The sequence below is a fragment of the Leclercia sp. 1548 genome (genome assembly GCF_050435045.1).
Taxonomy (GTDB): domain Bacteria; phylum Pseudomonadota; class Gammaproteobacteria; order Enterobacterales; family Enterobacteriaceae; genus Enterobacter; species Enterobacter adecarboxylatus.
Genome location: NZ_JBNDJP010000006.1, coordinates 256297 through 271939, shown reverse-complemented (window position 1 = coordinate 271939; position 15643 = coordinate 256297). Strand labels below are relative to the sequence as shown.

Here is a 15643-nt window from a genome sequence, read left to right as displayed (position 1 = left end):
AGTAATGCCATGACAGTTAAAGCTTACGGTGCCCATGCGGGCACACTGCCGCTGGAGCCGATGGATATCACCCGTCGCGCCCCCGGTGCCCATGATGTGCAGATTGATATCGCGTACTGCGGTGTCTGCCATTCGGATATCCACCAGGTACGCGCTGAATGGGCCGGAACGCTCTATCCCTGCGTACCGGGACATGAAATTGTCGGTCGTGTAGTGGCCGTTGGCGATCACGTCTCCGGTTTTTGTGCAGGGGACCTGGTGGGGGTCGGCTGCATTGTTGACAGCTGCAGGCACTGCGGTGACTGTGACGACGGGCTGGAGAACTACTGCGACCATATGACGGGGACATACAATTTCCCGACGCCGGATGCACCGGGCCACACGCTGGGCGGATATTCGCAGCAGATTGTGGTGCATGAACGCTACGTCCTGCGCGTTACTCACCCGGAAGTGCAGCTGGCCGCCGTGGCACCGCTGCTGTGCGCGGGGATCACAACGTACTCCCCGCTGCGTCACTGGCAGGCGGGTCCCGGCAAAAAGGTCGGGGTGGTCGGTATCGGCGGGCTGGGGCATATGGGGATCAAGCTGGCGCACGCCATGGGCGCGCATGTCGTGGCCTTTACCACGTCTGAGTCCAAAAGAGGCGCCGCCAGAGCGCTTGGTGCAGATGAAGTTGTGGTCTCCCGTCATGCCAGCGAAATGGAAGCCCATGCAAAGAGCTTCGATTTCATCCTCAACACCGTTGCTGCACCGCATAACCTCGACGTGTTCACCGCACTGCTGAAACGCGACGGCACGATGACACTGGTGGGTGCGCCAGCCACGCCGCATGACGCGCCAGAAGTGTTCAGCCTCATCATGAAGCGCAGGTCGATTGCCGGGTCGATGATTGGCGGCATTCCTGAAACGCAGGAGATGCTCGATTTCTGCGCCCAACACGGCATTGTCGCCGACATTGAGCTTATTCGAGCCGATCAGATTAACAACGCCTATGAGCGCATGCTCAGGGGCGATGTGCATTACCGGTTTGTCATTGATAACGCCACCCTGGCTTAATAATAAGGAGACCATCATGAAAAAATTTACGTTAGCGCTGGGGCTGTTGATCAGTGCATTTGCTTCCTCTGCGGCGGATATGTCCCGTGGAGCCGATAATTTTTATAAAAGCGATAAGGTGACGCAGCAAAAAGTCACCTTTAAAAACCAGTATCAGATGGCCGTGGTCGGCAACCTGTTTATCCCGAAAACGATGGGCCAGAACACCCGACACCCGGCTATCGTCGTGGGTCATCCGATGGGAGCCGTTAAGGAACAGAGTTCAAATCTTTATGCGCAGAAGCTGGCGGAGCAGGGTTTTGTCACGCTGGCTATCGATCTCTCTTTCTGGGGAGAAAGCGAGGGCAAACCGGGGCACCTGATTTCACCGGAAATCTACACAGATGATTTCAGCGCGGCGGTTGATTATCTGAGCACACAGCCGTTTGTCGATCCGGATAACATCGGTGTGCTGGGTATCTGCGGCAGCGGAAGTTTTGTTATCAGTGCCGCCAAGATTGACCCGCGTATGAAAGCCATTGCCACGGTCAGCATGTATGACATGGGGAGCGCGTTCCGTAATGGCCTTAATCATTCCCAGACGGGAGAACAACGTAAGGCCTTTATCCAGTCAGCCATTGAGCAACGGTTAGCCGAGTTTAAGGGCGGCGAGACGGCTTATATCCCTGGCACCGTGAACAAACTGGATGACTCCACACCGGATATTCAGCGTGAGTTCTTTGATTTCTACCGCACAGAACGCGGCGGCTACACCCCGCAGGGTCAGAAAGAAGAACTGACGACGAAACCGATGTTGAGCAGTATTGGCAAGTTTATGAACTTCTATCCGTTCAACGACATTGAAACTATCTCTCCGCGCCCGATGCTGTTTATTACCGGCGATCAGGCACACTCAAAAGAGTTCAGCGAGGATGCTTTCAAACGCGCCGGTCAGCCTAAAGAACTGTACATCGTACCGGGCGCAGGGCATGTCGATCTGTATGACCGTACCGACGTAATCCCTTTTGACAAGCTGACAGACTTTTTCCGTAAAAATCTGAAATAACGTGTTCAGTTAAGGAGCATCTGACATGAACTACAAACATCTTGGTCGTACCGGACTGCGGGTGAGCCGCATCGGTCTCGGCACCATGAATTTCGGTGAGCTGACGGATGAGTCGGCCAGCTTCAGGATCATGGATGAAGCCGTGGATGCAGGTATCAACTTTTTCGATACCGCTGACGTCTATGGCGGGCCGCAGTCACCGGATATGGCAAAGGGTTACGGAACATCCGAAGAAATCATCGGTAACTGGTTAGCGCGCAGTGGTCAGCGTGACCGGATAGTGCTGGCCACGAAAGTTTACCAGCCGATGGACACGGGCCCGAACGACAAATACCTGTCTGCCTACCATATCCGCCGCGCCTGTGAGGCCAGCCTGAAAAGGCTGAAAACGGACCATATCGATCTCTACCAGATGCACCATATCGACCGGAACACGCCCTGGGAGGAGATCTGGCAGGCCATGGAACAGCTGATCCGTGAGGGTAAAATCAGCTACGTGGGCAGCAGTAACTTTGCTGGCTGGGATATTGCCACTGCACAGTGCAAGGCTGACGCGCGCAACCTGCTGGGGCTGGCATCGGAACAGAGCCTGTACAACCTGACCCAGCGTACGGTTGAGCTGGAGGTCATTCCGGCGCTCCGTCATTACGGCATCGGCATGATCCCGTGGAGCCCGGTCGGGATGGGGATGCTGGGTGGCGTGCTGAAAAAAATTGCCGGTGGCCGCCGGTCAACACCGCAGTTGCAGGCACAAATCAACCGCCTGCGGCCGCAACTGGAGGCCTGGGAAACACTGTGTGATGAGCTGGGGGAAACACCATCAGACGTCGCGCTGGCATGGCTGCTGCAGAACCCTGTGGTTAGCGCCGTGCTCAGTGGTCCGCGTACAGTTGAACAGCTCCGTCAGAATCTCAATGCCCTGACGTTGTCTCTTTCAGACGATACGCTCAAAAGGCTGGATACCATCTGGCCGGGACCAGGCGGGGAGGCACCTGAAGCTTACGCGTGGTAAACGGTTATCAATGTTAACAATTACCGGCCTTCGGGTCGGTAATTAAATTATTTCGGCGAAATTTATTACCTGAAGATGTTGTACTTTTCATCAATTCTTAGATGTCCGCTTTTCGCTCACAGCGGACCTTCAGCCAGCAAACTCGTCCGCTTTGTGCCAGAAGCGGACATTATAAATATTAAGACAGGATTGAATGTTAGGGCAGCTTGGACTGACCCCGCCGTGAGGACAGAATTTGTCTACTGTTGTGGGGTCAGTCCTGGATCGTCTAATGGAGCGGGGTCAGTCCAAATCCTGTTTTCATTCTTCACCCAACGAGCTCAAAAAGTACATGTGCCGTACGTTTACATACGGCTGGGTTTCACCTATTAACACCAAGGAATGCAGATTCTGGTATCACCAACTGTTCCTACCTGTACAGGTTTAGGAACGAGTTGACCCGGATTATTAAAGACAGAATTGCTTCCTCCCCAAATTTGTACTGGGTTACGAATGAATGAGTTTGACCCGCCAAAAATCTGGTTCGGATTACGGAGGAAAGAGTTGCTCCCTCCCCATATCTGATCGGGGTTGTTGATAACAGAATTTGGCCCCCCGGCAATCTGCCCCATATTTCTAGCAACCCAACCATTTTTACCAACTAAGTCGTTGCTGTCTCCGAAGCAACCGTCACCACCAAATCCGTCTGTTGCACATTTAACAAGCTCGCGTGCCGTTAACCGGGTAGCCATGCATCCAGCCGCAGCATAAGGTTGCCCGCCGGTTTGCACGACACATTGCACTGCGATTTGCTGTTCAGGATTAAGTTGTAAATTAAACATATTTGCACCGGCACAGCTTGCCATCTGGGTTGCATCACCTCCGTATTCCGCAGCGCATCTGAGTGCTACCTTTTGCTCTTTACTTGCGTTCTCTCCGAGTAAATAATCCGCAGAACATGTAGCAAAATCTGACGTATCGGAACTATCTCGTGCGCAACGGATTGCGGCTTTCTGATCATTACTGAGATTTTTACCTATCCAACCTTCACCAGCACAGCTTAAGAAGTTTGATTTGGAACCATTAGACTCTTGAGCACATTTTATAATGGCCTGTTGCTCGCTGGATAGACCGTCACCTAACTCATTAGAAGCACATGTGAGAAAATCATCTGAACCTTCACTATCACGGGCACAGGCCATCAGTTTGCGCTCTCTGGCTGGTAATTTTACATTTTTAGCTATCCAGCTATCGCCAGCACATGTTACAAAATCAACGGTATCGCCCCCTGACCTCTGTGCACAGTTCACAGCAATTTCCTGATCGTGGGAAAGTGAAATCCCTAATTCCGGTGCTGCACAATTTGCAAACTCTTCAGCAGTTTTGTTACTAACTGCACAATCAAGTACTTGCTGTTGCTTCTTAGGCAAAATAACTTGATGGCCAACACACCCAATGAATGCTGACGTATTTAACCCGTAATTACGGGCACACTCGATCGCTAGATCCTGTGGGGACTTATTAACAGTAGAAATTGGTGCCGGAATTACACCATGAAATTGATCTAATGCTTGTTGTTGAACAAGGTTGCAAGGCATAGGCCCATTCAGACTATTACAGATTGGGCCAACATTGGGTACGTTATTAATCACATTAAATGTTTGCGGTAACGAGGCAGGAGCCGTGTTTAACTGTTGCATCTTCAAATATTGCTGTATCGCAGCGCATGGGCCCGGACCCAATGGTCCTGCACAAATAGGTCCGATTCCCGGTTGGCTCCCTATTACCTGCAACTGGAATTGCACAGGTTGTTGTTGCATCTGAATATAGTTCTGAACAGCGGCACATTGGCCAGGCCCTAGAGGGCCCTGGCAAATAGGGCCTAAAACAGGATCGACAGCGATAATCTGTAGCGGTACAGCGAAGGTAATCAAAGGGTATATGAGGAATACGATTGGTAGAAAAATACGGAGTAAACAGATCATAGATCCCCCTAGGAATCTAAAATTAGTTATGTCAAATGTCCCTTACTCAGATAGTCCCCACCTGCAATTGAAGCATAGCCCATCACCTTTCTAAGCGTCGCTAATAGTGCTCGGTAAGGCATCCTACCTTTGGATGAGTTTACCTGTTACCTGCTCCCGTTGATTAAGACACTCAATGTTAATCATCTAGTTGTTGGAGTTGCATACTTCCGCTTCTCGCTCAAAGCGGACCTTCCATTTTCACCTGCCTTTTGCTTTGAACCCCTTTCTGCCGTATCTCGCTCACCCTTCCATACGTCTAATCAGTCCAGATCCGACTTTGCAAAAAAACCGAACAGCCCCTTAAACCGCGGTAGGGCAGGCACCGGAATTTCCGGTTGCCTACGGCTTAAAACTTAGAGGCTGGCGTACTGTCCGATCCTGTATTTTCACCAGATCTGTGCCACGGTTAAACGGTACAATGTTAAATGGCGATATGACTACGCCGGTCATCAGACGGCGTCACGCCAAATGTTTTTTTGTATAAAGTGGTGAAATAATTGCTGTTAGTAAAACCACACATAAAAGCAATTTCGGTCACGGTCATCTCTGTTTCACGCAGCCTTGATCGGGCAGACAGGAGTCTCAGCCTCTTTATGTAATTCTCGGGTGTCATTCCGGTGGCTTCTTTAATATGCCTGAACATGGTCCGGGGCGTTAAATGGAAATTTAACGCCAGCAGATCCCAGTCATATTGTTCAAAACAATTCTCCTGCAGATGGTTGAGAAGTTTATGTAATTTATAACGTGTATTGTTTTTCTGCGCCCTGTACTGGGCTTCGGTAATGACCATAACCAGTCTGAAAAAAAGATATTCCCGTTGCTCAACTGGCTGTACCGAATTAAAGATCTGATCGACCAGTGAATTGCATTCCATTCGGATCCCCGGGGGTAACCAGACATATGAACTCAGGTTACCTGCCGATATCCGCTCAAGCAGACCTTCCATCCGGCTCAGGTAATTAAAATCAACATTCGGATTAACCAGAATGTTAATCAGTTTCAGCGTTCCCAGCTCGTCGTAAAAATGATGGTCTGTTCTTCGTACATAAAAAACATCCCCCTGCTGTACAAACAGAGGCCTGCCATTAATAACATGCAGCCCATGCCCCTGTTCAACAATTACTAACTCGTCAAATTCATGAGTATGTTCACAGCCATTATCTTCCGGATCGCTTTTATACAACGCAAGCTTATCGCTGTCGGCATTGAAATACATTGTGATCGTCAGATTGTTCATACATACCTCCTGGTTACTGAGGGCAACAATAGAGGAATTGTGCCGGTACAGAAACGGAGGTTTTACAAAATGTGAACCTTCCACCTGTAATCTCACATCCACTGCCACTTTCTCTGCTGACTTGGCAGCCGCAGGGTGGTTGCCACATACCCGGGACGAATATCCTTCAGGAAATTCTAGAGGGGAAGTATATGTCGCAAGCCATACAGTCGAACAGTCATATGACCATGATGAGGGAGCCCGTCTTCCTGAATAAGGCCGCTGAGCTGACACCGGTCATACGCAGAAGAAAAACCTGTCCGCTTAATGCCATTCGCCTGTGCGAAGATCCGCAGGCAGTGCATGGCTGGAGTATGGAGCCTATAGACACCGCGGACGCTTATCTGCAAAAGAGCTTCAGCACCGGAGACAGCCTTATTCTCGATTTCGGGACGCACGGGGTGGGCTGGCTGACGTTCGCCTGTGATTACACAGGCAGCCCGCCTGATGCACCTGCACACCTCCGGTTCACCTTTGGTGAAACACTGTGCGAGATTGCCGAGCCATTCAGCGAATATGAGGGCTGGCTAAGCAGCAGCTGGCTGCAGCAGCACGACGAATACATTGATGTTATTCCTTCCACGATCCAGCTTTCACGGCGTTACTGTTTCCGGTATCTGAAAATCACTGTTGTCTCTTTATCCCCCAAATATCAGCTTCGTTTAACGGATGTGACTTTTGAAACCGTCAGTTCTGCTCCGGAAACACACCCGGCATGTGATACCCGCGATGCGCAGTTGAGGCGCATTGATGAGATATCAGTCCTGACACTGCGTAACTGTATGCAGGAAGTTTTTGAGGATGGGCCTAAACGGGATCGCAGGCTGTGGCTGGGCGATCTGAGACTGCAGGCGCTGGTTAACAACGTCACCTTTAAGAACCATGATCTCGTACGTCGCTGTCTTTATCTCTTTTCAGGCCACCGGCGTGAGGATGGCATGGTGTCCGCCAATATATTTACCAGACCTCATGTGATCGCTGATGACACTTTCCTGTTCGACTATTCACTCTTCTATGTCGATATCCTGAATGACTACGTGCTTGAAACTCAAGATGTGGCCACCGCAAAAGAACTCTGGCCGATCGCGTTACGACAAATTGAGCTTGCTCTGGATCGCTGTGACACTGACGGCCTTGTAACAGACAGCAGCGACTGGTGGTCATTTATTGACTGGCACGAAAAACTGAATAAACAGGGCCCGTCACAGGGGGTGCTGATCTACTGTCTGCATAAAGCAATACAGCTTGCACAGATTTGCCAGCCGGAGTTATGTGAGCGTTTATCCGCCACGTTAAGCCGGCTGATGGCAGGTGCCCGGCGATTATGGGACCCAGCCAGAGGGCTGTATGTCAGTGGTGCCGAACGACAAATCAGCTACGCAACGCAGATCTGGATGGTACTGGCCGATATCGGCGACGGTGCTCACCAGCGGACAGTGATGGAAAACCTCCTTCATTCATCCCCGGAAATTGGTATGAATACGCCATACATGAGACATCACTTTATCGCCGCGTTATTAAAAACGGGTATGCGCGAACGGGCGATCGAGGAAATTAAAAAATACTGGGGGAAAATGGTCGAATACGGCGTAGACACGTTCTGGGAACTCTTCGATCCCGAACATCCCGACTTCTCTCCGTATGGCAGCAAGCTTATTAACAGTTACTGCCATGCCTGGAGTTGCACCCCGTCCTGGTTTATTCGCCAGTACGGACTTTAAATACTCGTGATTGAAGAGACAATAAAATGGCTGATACTTCACTGAATGTATGGCGCCAGCGGGTTGGATATGGCATCGCTGACTTATCCTGTAACCTGGTCTGGCAGTTAATTTCATTGTATTTGATGTTTTTCTATACCGATGTCATGGGGTTGCCGGCTTACTACGTTGGCATTATGTTCCTTGTAACAAGACTGGTGGATGGTGTTGCTGATGTCCTGATGGGACTGGTTATTGATAATACCAGTACCCGCTGGGGACGTTGCCGCCCCTGGTTACTGGTCGGTGCCGTTCCGTTCGGTGTCATGTGCGTTCTGGCCTTCTATGTCCCTGACTTCGGCACTACCGGAAAGCTGATTTATGCGTTTATCACTTATCTCTGTCTCTCTTTTCTTTATACCCTGGTGAATATCCCGTTCTGTGCAATGCTGCCATTTATCACGGCTGATTCGCAGGAAAGAACGACGCTGTCATCAGTGCGCATTTTATTAGGCTCACTGGGTTCGACCATTGTGGCAGTGGCCACGCTACCACTGGTTGCTTCGCTCGGTCGGGGCGATCAGGAGCGGGGCTTCCTCTATACCGCGATTATTTTTGGTGTGATCGCCACCTTTTTCCTGCTGGTCAGTTTTAAGAACGTTGAAGAAAAAATCACGATAACCCAGGAGCGTATGACGCTTAGTCGTGCCTGGCTGGGCCTGAAGGAAAATACCCCGTGGAAAATATTTGCGATGAATATCTTCCTGATGTGGGGGGCATTTTTCTTTCAGACCGGGGCGCTGGTTTACTTCTTTAATTACTATGTCGGCAGCACCGAACTGACAGCGATTATTGCGGGGATAACAACATTTGTGCCGCTGCTTGGAACACTGACCGTTCCGGTGCTGGCAGCCAGAATGAAGAAACGGCACGTGTATCTTTTTGCCAGTTTTATAAACCTTATTGGTATGGCAATCATGATTGCCTCAGGCGTTAATCATATGGGACTTATTGTCGGTGCCGTTATTCTGTCCCTGGGAGCTGGCCAGCGACTTGCCATCTATTTCTCCATGCAGGCAGATCCTGTGGATTATGGCGTATGGAAAACAGGTATTAACACGGCAGGTATTTTAACGTCCATTAATGGTTTCCTGGGAAAAGTCGCTATGGCCATTGCTGGCGCAATAACAGGCCTGTTGCTTTCATCCGGCGGGTATGTTGCCAATGCAACGCAATCTGCGGAGGCTTTGTTTGCGATTAAAGCCTGTTATCTCTATATACCAGCAATATTGATTATCGCATCGATGGTCTGGATGGGTAGATTTTACAGGCTCGATGATACCTACGCAGATATCCGGGCGGATCTGGATGCTGCTCAGCATTCACCATCAGATAACGAAAATAAAAAAGCAGCCGTTATTTAAATAATTATAAGGACACTTTCATGCGTATCTCTGTAATTTACGCAGCGATTTGCTGCGCCCTTTTTTCACCCCGAATGGTTAATGCCGTACAGCTGACGGTAGAGCAGCGACTGCAGCAACTTGAGCAACGACTTAATATCTCTGAGAAAAAAACGGCGGAAGCCGAAAGCCGTGCAGCAAATGCAGAAAAAAAACTGGCTGACTTATCGAAACAAAATGAAGTCACCAGTAAACAGGTTGAGGCCGTCAGTAAAAAGCAGGAAATTAATAAAGGGACTGATGGTATGGAATTCAGTGCTTATGCCCGTACTGGTCTTCTGATTAATAGCCATGGAAAAGGCGGCAGAGGCGGGCCGGGTGTTTCTCCGGCCAGCTCCCTGAATGATGATGCGCATACTGGACGACTGGGTAATGAAAAAGATAATTACCTTGAACTGAGTCTTGGAAAGCGCATGACCTTCAGTGACGGTTCATGGGCACATTTTAAAACAATGATTGCGGATGGCGCTAAAAACCCCGATCCGTGGGTGCAGGACAATAACAGTCACCATATCAACGTACGACAGCTCTATGTGGAAATGGGAGGCTTCAGTGAGTTCTCCGGACCGTTTAACGATGCTTATATCTGGGCAGGAAAACGCTTCGACAGGGATAATTTTGACATTCACTTTACGGACAGCGACATCATGTTCCTTGGGGGGACCGGAGGCGGGGTTTATGACGTCAAATGGGGAGACACCCTGCAGGGAGCTTATTCCGTTTATGGCCGAAACTTTGGCGATTTGGGTAGCGATCGCTATGAAGAAAACGACATTCAGAACGTCATGTTTACGGCGAATCATTCCTATAACAACTGGCAGCTCATGCTTACCGGTATGACTGCGCAGGGGAATGATGATCTTAAGGATAATACCTCGACAACCGGCAGTTATGCTTACCGCTCGGATAACACAGCTAAAAATGGTTACTACGCCATGCTGGCCTATCACGATAAACAGCAGTTTTACGGGCTGGCTAAAGGCATGTCTGAAACGGCTCTCCAGTATGGTGGCGGGCTTGGTGCTGAAGCGAGACAACCCGGCAGCGATGGAGATCTGACCGAAAATGCCAAATCTGTACGTCTCGCATCCTATGGCATACTCCCCGTCTGGAATAACTGGGAGCTGGCGCCATCGGTGATTGCTCAGCACAGTGAAGACCGTTACCGGGAGGGTGACCGCTATGACTGGGCAAGTTTCAATTTCCGCGCATCGCAGGCACTGACAGCGCATTTTGCGCTACTGTATGAAGCGTCCTGGCAATATATGGATCTCGATCCTAACGGACGCACTTATAGTTCTGATCAGGGGGTGCAGACCTATCAGCCAGTTAAGGGTGGATTCTATAAACTAACCTTCGCCCCGACATTTAAGGTCGGCAATGTTTTCGATATCAAGGCCCGCCCTGAAATTCGCTTCTTTGCCACTTACATGGACTGGGATAAAGAGCTTGATCGCTATGCCCTGAATGATGATTTTGGCAGTGAAGGCTTTACTGCAGGTGGTACCTGGAATTTCGGTGTTCAGGCTGAAATCTGGTTCTGAGTGAGCTGACTGCAGTGGATCGTGATTAAACATAAAATCGCGACTGTTCCCGTCGATACATTCTGGGTGTTTCAGACGTGGCCATCTTTCCGGCCACGTCTGACTCCGGCGAAGGGAAAGTCCGCCACTGGCTTACTGCAGGCTTGCTCTTACTCAGTTACTGCAGGTCGTGTCGTTCGTTCTCAAATGCCTCCCGTATTCCGGTGTCTGATTCATGCTGCTATAAATCAATTTCTCGTGATTATTAGTTTTTTGACATAAAAGCATTCTGAATTGGGCTAAAGTCAAACATGGCAGTGCGCACTACAATACCTTTCTTGTTAATACAAGCATTCAGGCTATGTCTTTCTGACTGAGCCATTCCCGGCAGGGGATAGCTTCAGAAGCCGTTGCGGAAATACATTAAGGAGAAAGCTATGTCTCGTATCGTTGTCATTGGTGGCAGTGGCCACGTGGGCTCTTATCTCGTGCCAATGCTGGTTGAACTGGGTCACCAGGTGGTAAACGTCAGCCGGGGCGCAGCAAAGCCTTATCGCCCTCATTACGCATGGTCTCTCATCGAAAACGTTGTTATTGACCGGCTGGAAGAAGAAAAGAAAGGAACCTTTGGTCAACGTATTGCTGAGCTTCAGGCCGATATTGTCATCGACATGATTGCATTTGATCTCGGCAGTACGCAGCAAATTGTTGAAGCGCTTCGCGGCAGGATTGAGCATTATCTTTTCTGCAGTTCAATCTGGGTTTACGGTCGTTATGTGTCAGTCCCCTCTCTGGAAACAGATCCTGTCAGCCCGATTGATGCTTACGGACAGGGTAAAGCGGAAAGCGAAGCCTGGCTGATGCGTGAAGCGCGGCTGTCTGGCTTCCCGGCTACTTGTTTCCGTCCGGGACATATTGTCGGTGAAGGATGGGTACCGACCACGCCTCAGGGGAATTCTAATCCTGAAGTGTATTCGCGTATTGCCCGTGGTGAAACGCTGGCACTGCCTAATCTCGGAAGTGAAACGGTACATCATGTTCATGCTATTGATGTCGCACAGCTTATCATTAAGGCCATTGAAAACCGTTCTGCTTCAGTAGGTGAAATTTTCAATGCGGTATCCGGCCAGGCCATCACGCTCAGGGGTTACGCTGAAGCCGTTTTCCGCTGGTTTGGCAGGGAACCGTCCCTGAAGTTCCAGCCTTTTGACGAGTGGCTTGCCGGGCTTGAACCTGAGTTTGCTGAAAACTCCAGAGGGCATGTGGTGCGAAGTTCTTCACATTCCATTGAGAAAGCCCGCGTCAGGCTGGGTTACCAGCCCCGTTACAGCAGCCTGGAAGCGATCCATGAGTCCGTTCAGGCCCTGATCGCCCAGGGGCAGGTAGAGTCACCTTCACGCTGATCACGACGCAGATACGTTTTTAACCTTTGTTCAGGCGGGGCAGATTGAAATCGCTGCTCCGCCGTCATCCTGCTTTTTTTATCTGACTGCAGGCTGTGAGCCTGTGGTAACTGTTCACCATCATCTTTAGAAATTATCTATGAATAAACCGCTTAATGCGGGCGGCTTCAGTGCGCCCGAAATGACGTCTGCCTGGAGTGCAGTCATCAGCATGGCTCTGCTGTGCTTCGTCCTCGTTTCATCAGAATTTATGCCGGTCAGTCTGCTGACCCCAATTGCAAATGATCTGTCGGTCACGGAAGGCCAGGCGGGTCAGGCCATTGCCTTTTCCGGGCTGTTTGCGGTGATTACGAGCCTGTTTGGTAACACATTGCTTGCCCGCTTCGACCGGCGTACAGCAGTGATTTTCTATACCCTTGTGATGGTGATGTCCGGGGTCATCGTCACATCTGCTCACGGCTACGGCATGTTTATGTTCGGGCGTGCGTTGATTGGTATATCTATTGGGGGATTCTGGTCGCTTTCTACGGCCATTCTGGTACGGGTTGTGCGTCCCGTGAGTGTCCCTAAAGCTATCGCCATTCTGCAGGGCGGGACCGCACTGGCGTTCGTGGTGGCGCCACCGCTGGGAAGCTTTCTGGGCAGCCTCATCGGCTGGCGGGGTGCATTCTTTACCGTGGTACCTGCGGGCGTGATCTGCCTGATATGGCAGATGGTCGTCATACCGAAACTGCCGCCGCAACGTGATACCAGCATAAGACAGATAGCATCCCTGTTACGCAGCCGGACATTCGCCCTGGGCATGATTGCCGTGACGCTTGCCTTCATGGGACAGTTCTCGCTGTCCACTTACCTGCGTCCTTTCCTCGAAAGCGTCACTGGACTGGGCATCAACATGATTTCCCTGTTCCTGCTGGGCGTAGGCATCGCAGGTCTGACGGGAACGCTGATCTCAGGTTTTTTTGTCAGGGATAATCTGCTGCCAGCTCTCACCGGTTTACCGGCGGGCCTGGCGATCGTCGCAGGTCTGCTCACGGGGCTGGGACACATACCCGCCGCCACAGGAGCATTGCTTCTGGTATGGGGCATACTTGTGACTCCCATTCCTGTCGTATGGAATACCTGGATGACCCGGATTATTCCGAATGAACTGGAGGCTGGCGGTGCCCTAATGGTCGCCCTGATTCAGTTCGCCATTACAATGGGCGCATTCACTGGCGGCGAATTATTTGATCACCAGGGCTGGGTCAGCACCTTCATGCTCGCCACCGCCCTGCTGGTAGCCTCTGCCATTATTGCCGTCCTGCCCGGGCGTCGCTCACTGGCAGGAAAATGAATGCCAGACAGGCCGCCTAACCCGCCGAAGGGATGCGTAAGGCATCAATAATAACTTTCAGTGCCGGCGACATCTGTCGCCGGCTGGGATAATAAAGATGATAGCCCTTGAAAACAGGGCTCCAGTCCTCAAGCACTCTCTCCCACTTCCCCTGCTTTATCCCGGGTTCGGCCAGATTATCCGGAACATATGCCAGTCCATACCCAGCCTCAACGGACGTGAGCATCGGATAAACGCTGCTGTATATCAGCTGACCCTGAACTTTCATGTTCAGTTTCTCATCCCCTTTCTCAAACTCCCATGCGTACAGCTGCCCGGCCCCGGAATGTCTGATATTGATGCAGTTATGACCAGCCAGTTCTGAAGGGTGTGAAGGTTTACCGGCTCTGGCAAGGTAGTCCGGAGATCCAATTACGGCAGGCCGCCAGTCAGCCCCAATCCTGACAGCTATCATATCCTTGACCACATCATCCCCTAGCCGGACTCCAGCATCAAAGCGCCCCTCAACAATATCGATAAAGCCGTTTTGCTGGGACAGTTCGACCTGAATATCAGGATAATGTTTAAGGACCGGGGCCAGAGCCGGCCAGATGTACTCATGCAGCATGTGGTCTGAAACCGTGAGCCTTACCGTTCCCGCAGGTGTGTCGCGAAAACGAAGCAGGTCAGAGATATCTGTTTCTATGGCGTTGAGGCGCGGTTCAAGCGCGGCCATAAGTTTTTCACCGATATCGGTGGGCGCCACTTTGCGCGTTGTACGCATCAGTAGCCGCATACCGAGCCTTTCCTCAAGACGTCTGATAATGTGAGACAGCGTTGATTGAGAAATATTCAGCCGTGCAGCAGCTCTGGTAAAACTCCGTTCCTGCGCGACAGCAAGGAACGCAAGATAGTCATTAAAATCTTCGCGCATGAACGTTTTCCGTGTAATGAACAAACCTTTCGGCTTAAGCTTTTTCCTGAATGATTTTACAGTCATCCTCTTTGAAAGTCCGTTGTTCGCTCATAGCGGACCTCTACTTAATCATTTTGTCCACTCTCTGCCAGAAGCCGACGTTGTTTACATTGTGTTATGTTGAGTTATTGGGATAAGTTCACCGAAAGTCATATCTTCAAGTGCGAGGCAAAGTAGATGGATTTAGAAACACCCCGTTTAAAGCTTGAACCCTATGATGACTCTCATTACGAAGGCTTGAGGGTAATGGATAGTGATGCCAGTGTGATGCGTTATATCACCGGAGGTATCGTTAAAACGCCCGAAGAAACCTGGGAAGGTATCAGAAGAGTCCAGGCACGTTGGGATAAGTACAACTTCTCATGGTGGGCTATCAAAGAGAAGTCCTCTGGGATGATCGTTGGTGCAGCATGCCTCCAGCATCTGGCAAACGTGGATGGCGCACCATTAGAGATTGGCTGGCGTCTCGTGCCGGAACACAATGGCAAGGGCTATGCAACAGAGGCAGCTCAAGCGATCGTTGATTACGCGGCGGAAAAGGTAGGAGCAACTTATCTGGTTGCTGTTGCCGATCCTGCAAATATCCCCTCGCAGCGTGTGATGCAGAGGTTAGGTATGACTTACAAAGCCATAGAGCAGCATTACGATGTGCCATGTGTGGTGTATGAACTTAATATTCGCAAGCCTGCTTAGATGTTGGCTACTCCGTGCAAACGGGGTAGCGGTAAAGGAGTTGTGCCCTTGACTACAAACAACCGGAACTGGACGTAATCGTTGTCGAATAATCATCTCTGTTTTGATCGCTCCTCGCTCATAGCGGACGCTCATCTCACTACACCCAACACGTGCATTCCGAAATTCTCACCGC

Annotated in this window: 12 protein-coding genes; 9 read left to right on the top strand and 3 right to left on the bottom strand. The window is 50.6% G+C overall.

What is annotated here, in order from left to right; translation table 11 throughout:
• Window positions 1-9: 9 nt before the first annotated feature.
• The 3 genes from ABIE02_RS17370 to ABIE02_RS17360 are packed head-to-tail and all read left to right on the top strand — an operon-like array spanning window position 10 to window position 3113.
• Entirely contained in the window at window positions 10-1056 is a 1047-nt protein-coding gene (locus ABIE02_RS17370) for an NAD(P)-dependent alcohol dehydrogenase (protein WP_059308654.1), read from the top strand.
• Between the two features lie 16 nt (window positions 1057-1072).
• The gene (locus ABIE02_RS17365; RefSeq protein WP_077227020.1) at window positions 1073-2101 is read left to right on the top strand and encodes an alpha/beta hydrolase; all 1029 of its coding nucleotides are present in this window, start codon (window positions 1073-1075) and stop codon (window positions 2099-2101) included.
• 25 nt (window positions 2102-2126) lie between these two features.
• A complete protein-coding gene (locus ABIE02_RS17360; protein WP_059308652.1) occupies window positions 2127-3113 on the top strand; it encodes an aldo/keto reductase in 987 nt (328 codons plus the stop codon).
• Window positions 3114-3481: 368 nt separating this feature from the next.
• On the opposite strand, the gene ABIE02_RS17355 is transcribed toward ABIE02_RS17360, so the two are convergent.
• Window positions 3482-4792, bottom strand: a complete 1311-nt coding sequence (locus ABIE02_RS17355; protein WP_141242344.1) for a hypothetical protein — start codon at window positions 4790-4792, stop codon at window positions 3482-3484.
• A 748-nt stretch (window positions 4793-5540) separates the two neighbouring features.
• Window positions 5541-6356, bottom strand: a complete 816-nt coding sequence (locus ABIE02_RS17350) for a helix-turn-helix domain-containing protein (RefSeq protein WP_059308651.1) — start codon at window positions 6354-6356, stop codon at window positions 5541-5543.
• Window positions 6357-6547: 191 nt separating this feature from the next.
• Between ABIE02_RS17350 and ABIE02_RS17345 the strand changes: the two genes are divergently transcribed.
• From ABIE02_RS17345 to ABIE02_RS17325, 5 genes are all read left to right on the top strand, one after another.
• Complete coding sequence (locus tag ABIE02_RS17345; protein WP_059308650.1) at window positions 6548-8116, top strand: family 78 glycoside hydrolase catalytic domain; 1569 nt, start codon at window positions 6548-6550, stop codon at window positions 8114-8116.
• A 26-nt stretch (window positions 8117-8142) separates the two neighbouring features.
• Complete coding sequence (locus ABIE02_RS17340; RefSeq protein ID WP_059308649.1) at window positions 8143-9519, top strand: MFS transporter; 1377 nt, start codon at window positions 8143-8145, stop codon at window positions 9517-9519.
• Between the two features lie 20 nt (window positions 9520-9539).
• On the top strand, window positions 9540-11102 hold the full coding sequence (locus tag ABIE02_RS17335) for a carbohydrate porin (protein WP_059308648.1): 1563 nt from the start codon (window positions 9540-9542) through the stop codon (window positions 11100-11102).
• 416 nt (window positions 11103-11518) lie between these two features.
• Entirely contained in the window at window positions 11519-12484 is a 966-nt protein-coding gene (locus ABIE02_RS17330; RefSeq protein WP_336994861.1) for an NAD-dependent epimerase/dehydratase family protein, read from the top strand.
• 139 nt (window positions 12485-12623) lie between these two features.
• Window positions 12624-13820, top strand: a complete 1197-nt coding sequence (locus ABIE02_RS17325; RefSeq protein ID WP_336994860.1) for an MFS transporter — start codon at window positions 12624-12626, stop codon at window positions 13818-13820.
• A gap of 16 nt (window positions 13821-13836) precedes the next feature.
• Here the strand turns inward: ABIE02_RS17325 and ABIE02_RS17320 are convergent, their stop codons facing one another.
• Window positions 13837-14733 carry a LysR family transcriptional regulator gene (locus tag ABIE02_RS17320; RefSeq protein ID WP_059308645.1) on the bottom strand — a complete coding sequence of 299 codons (897 nt, stop codon included), beginning with the start codon at window positions 14731-14733 and terminating at the stop codon, window positions 13837-13839.
• 219 nt (window positions 14734-14952) lie between these two features.
• Here ABIE02_RS17320 and ABIE02_RS17315 point away from each other — a divergent pair, with 219 nt between their 5' ends.
• The gene (locus ABIE02_RS17315) at window positions 14953-15468 is read left to right on the top strand and encodes a GNAT family N-acetyltransferase (RefSeq protein WP_059308644.1); all 516 of its coding nucleotides are present in this window, start codon (window positions 14953-14955) and stop codon (window positions 15466-15468) included.
• Window positions 15469-15643: the final 175 nt, after the last annotated feature.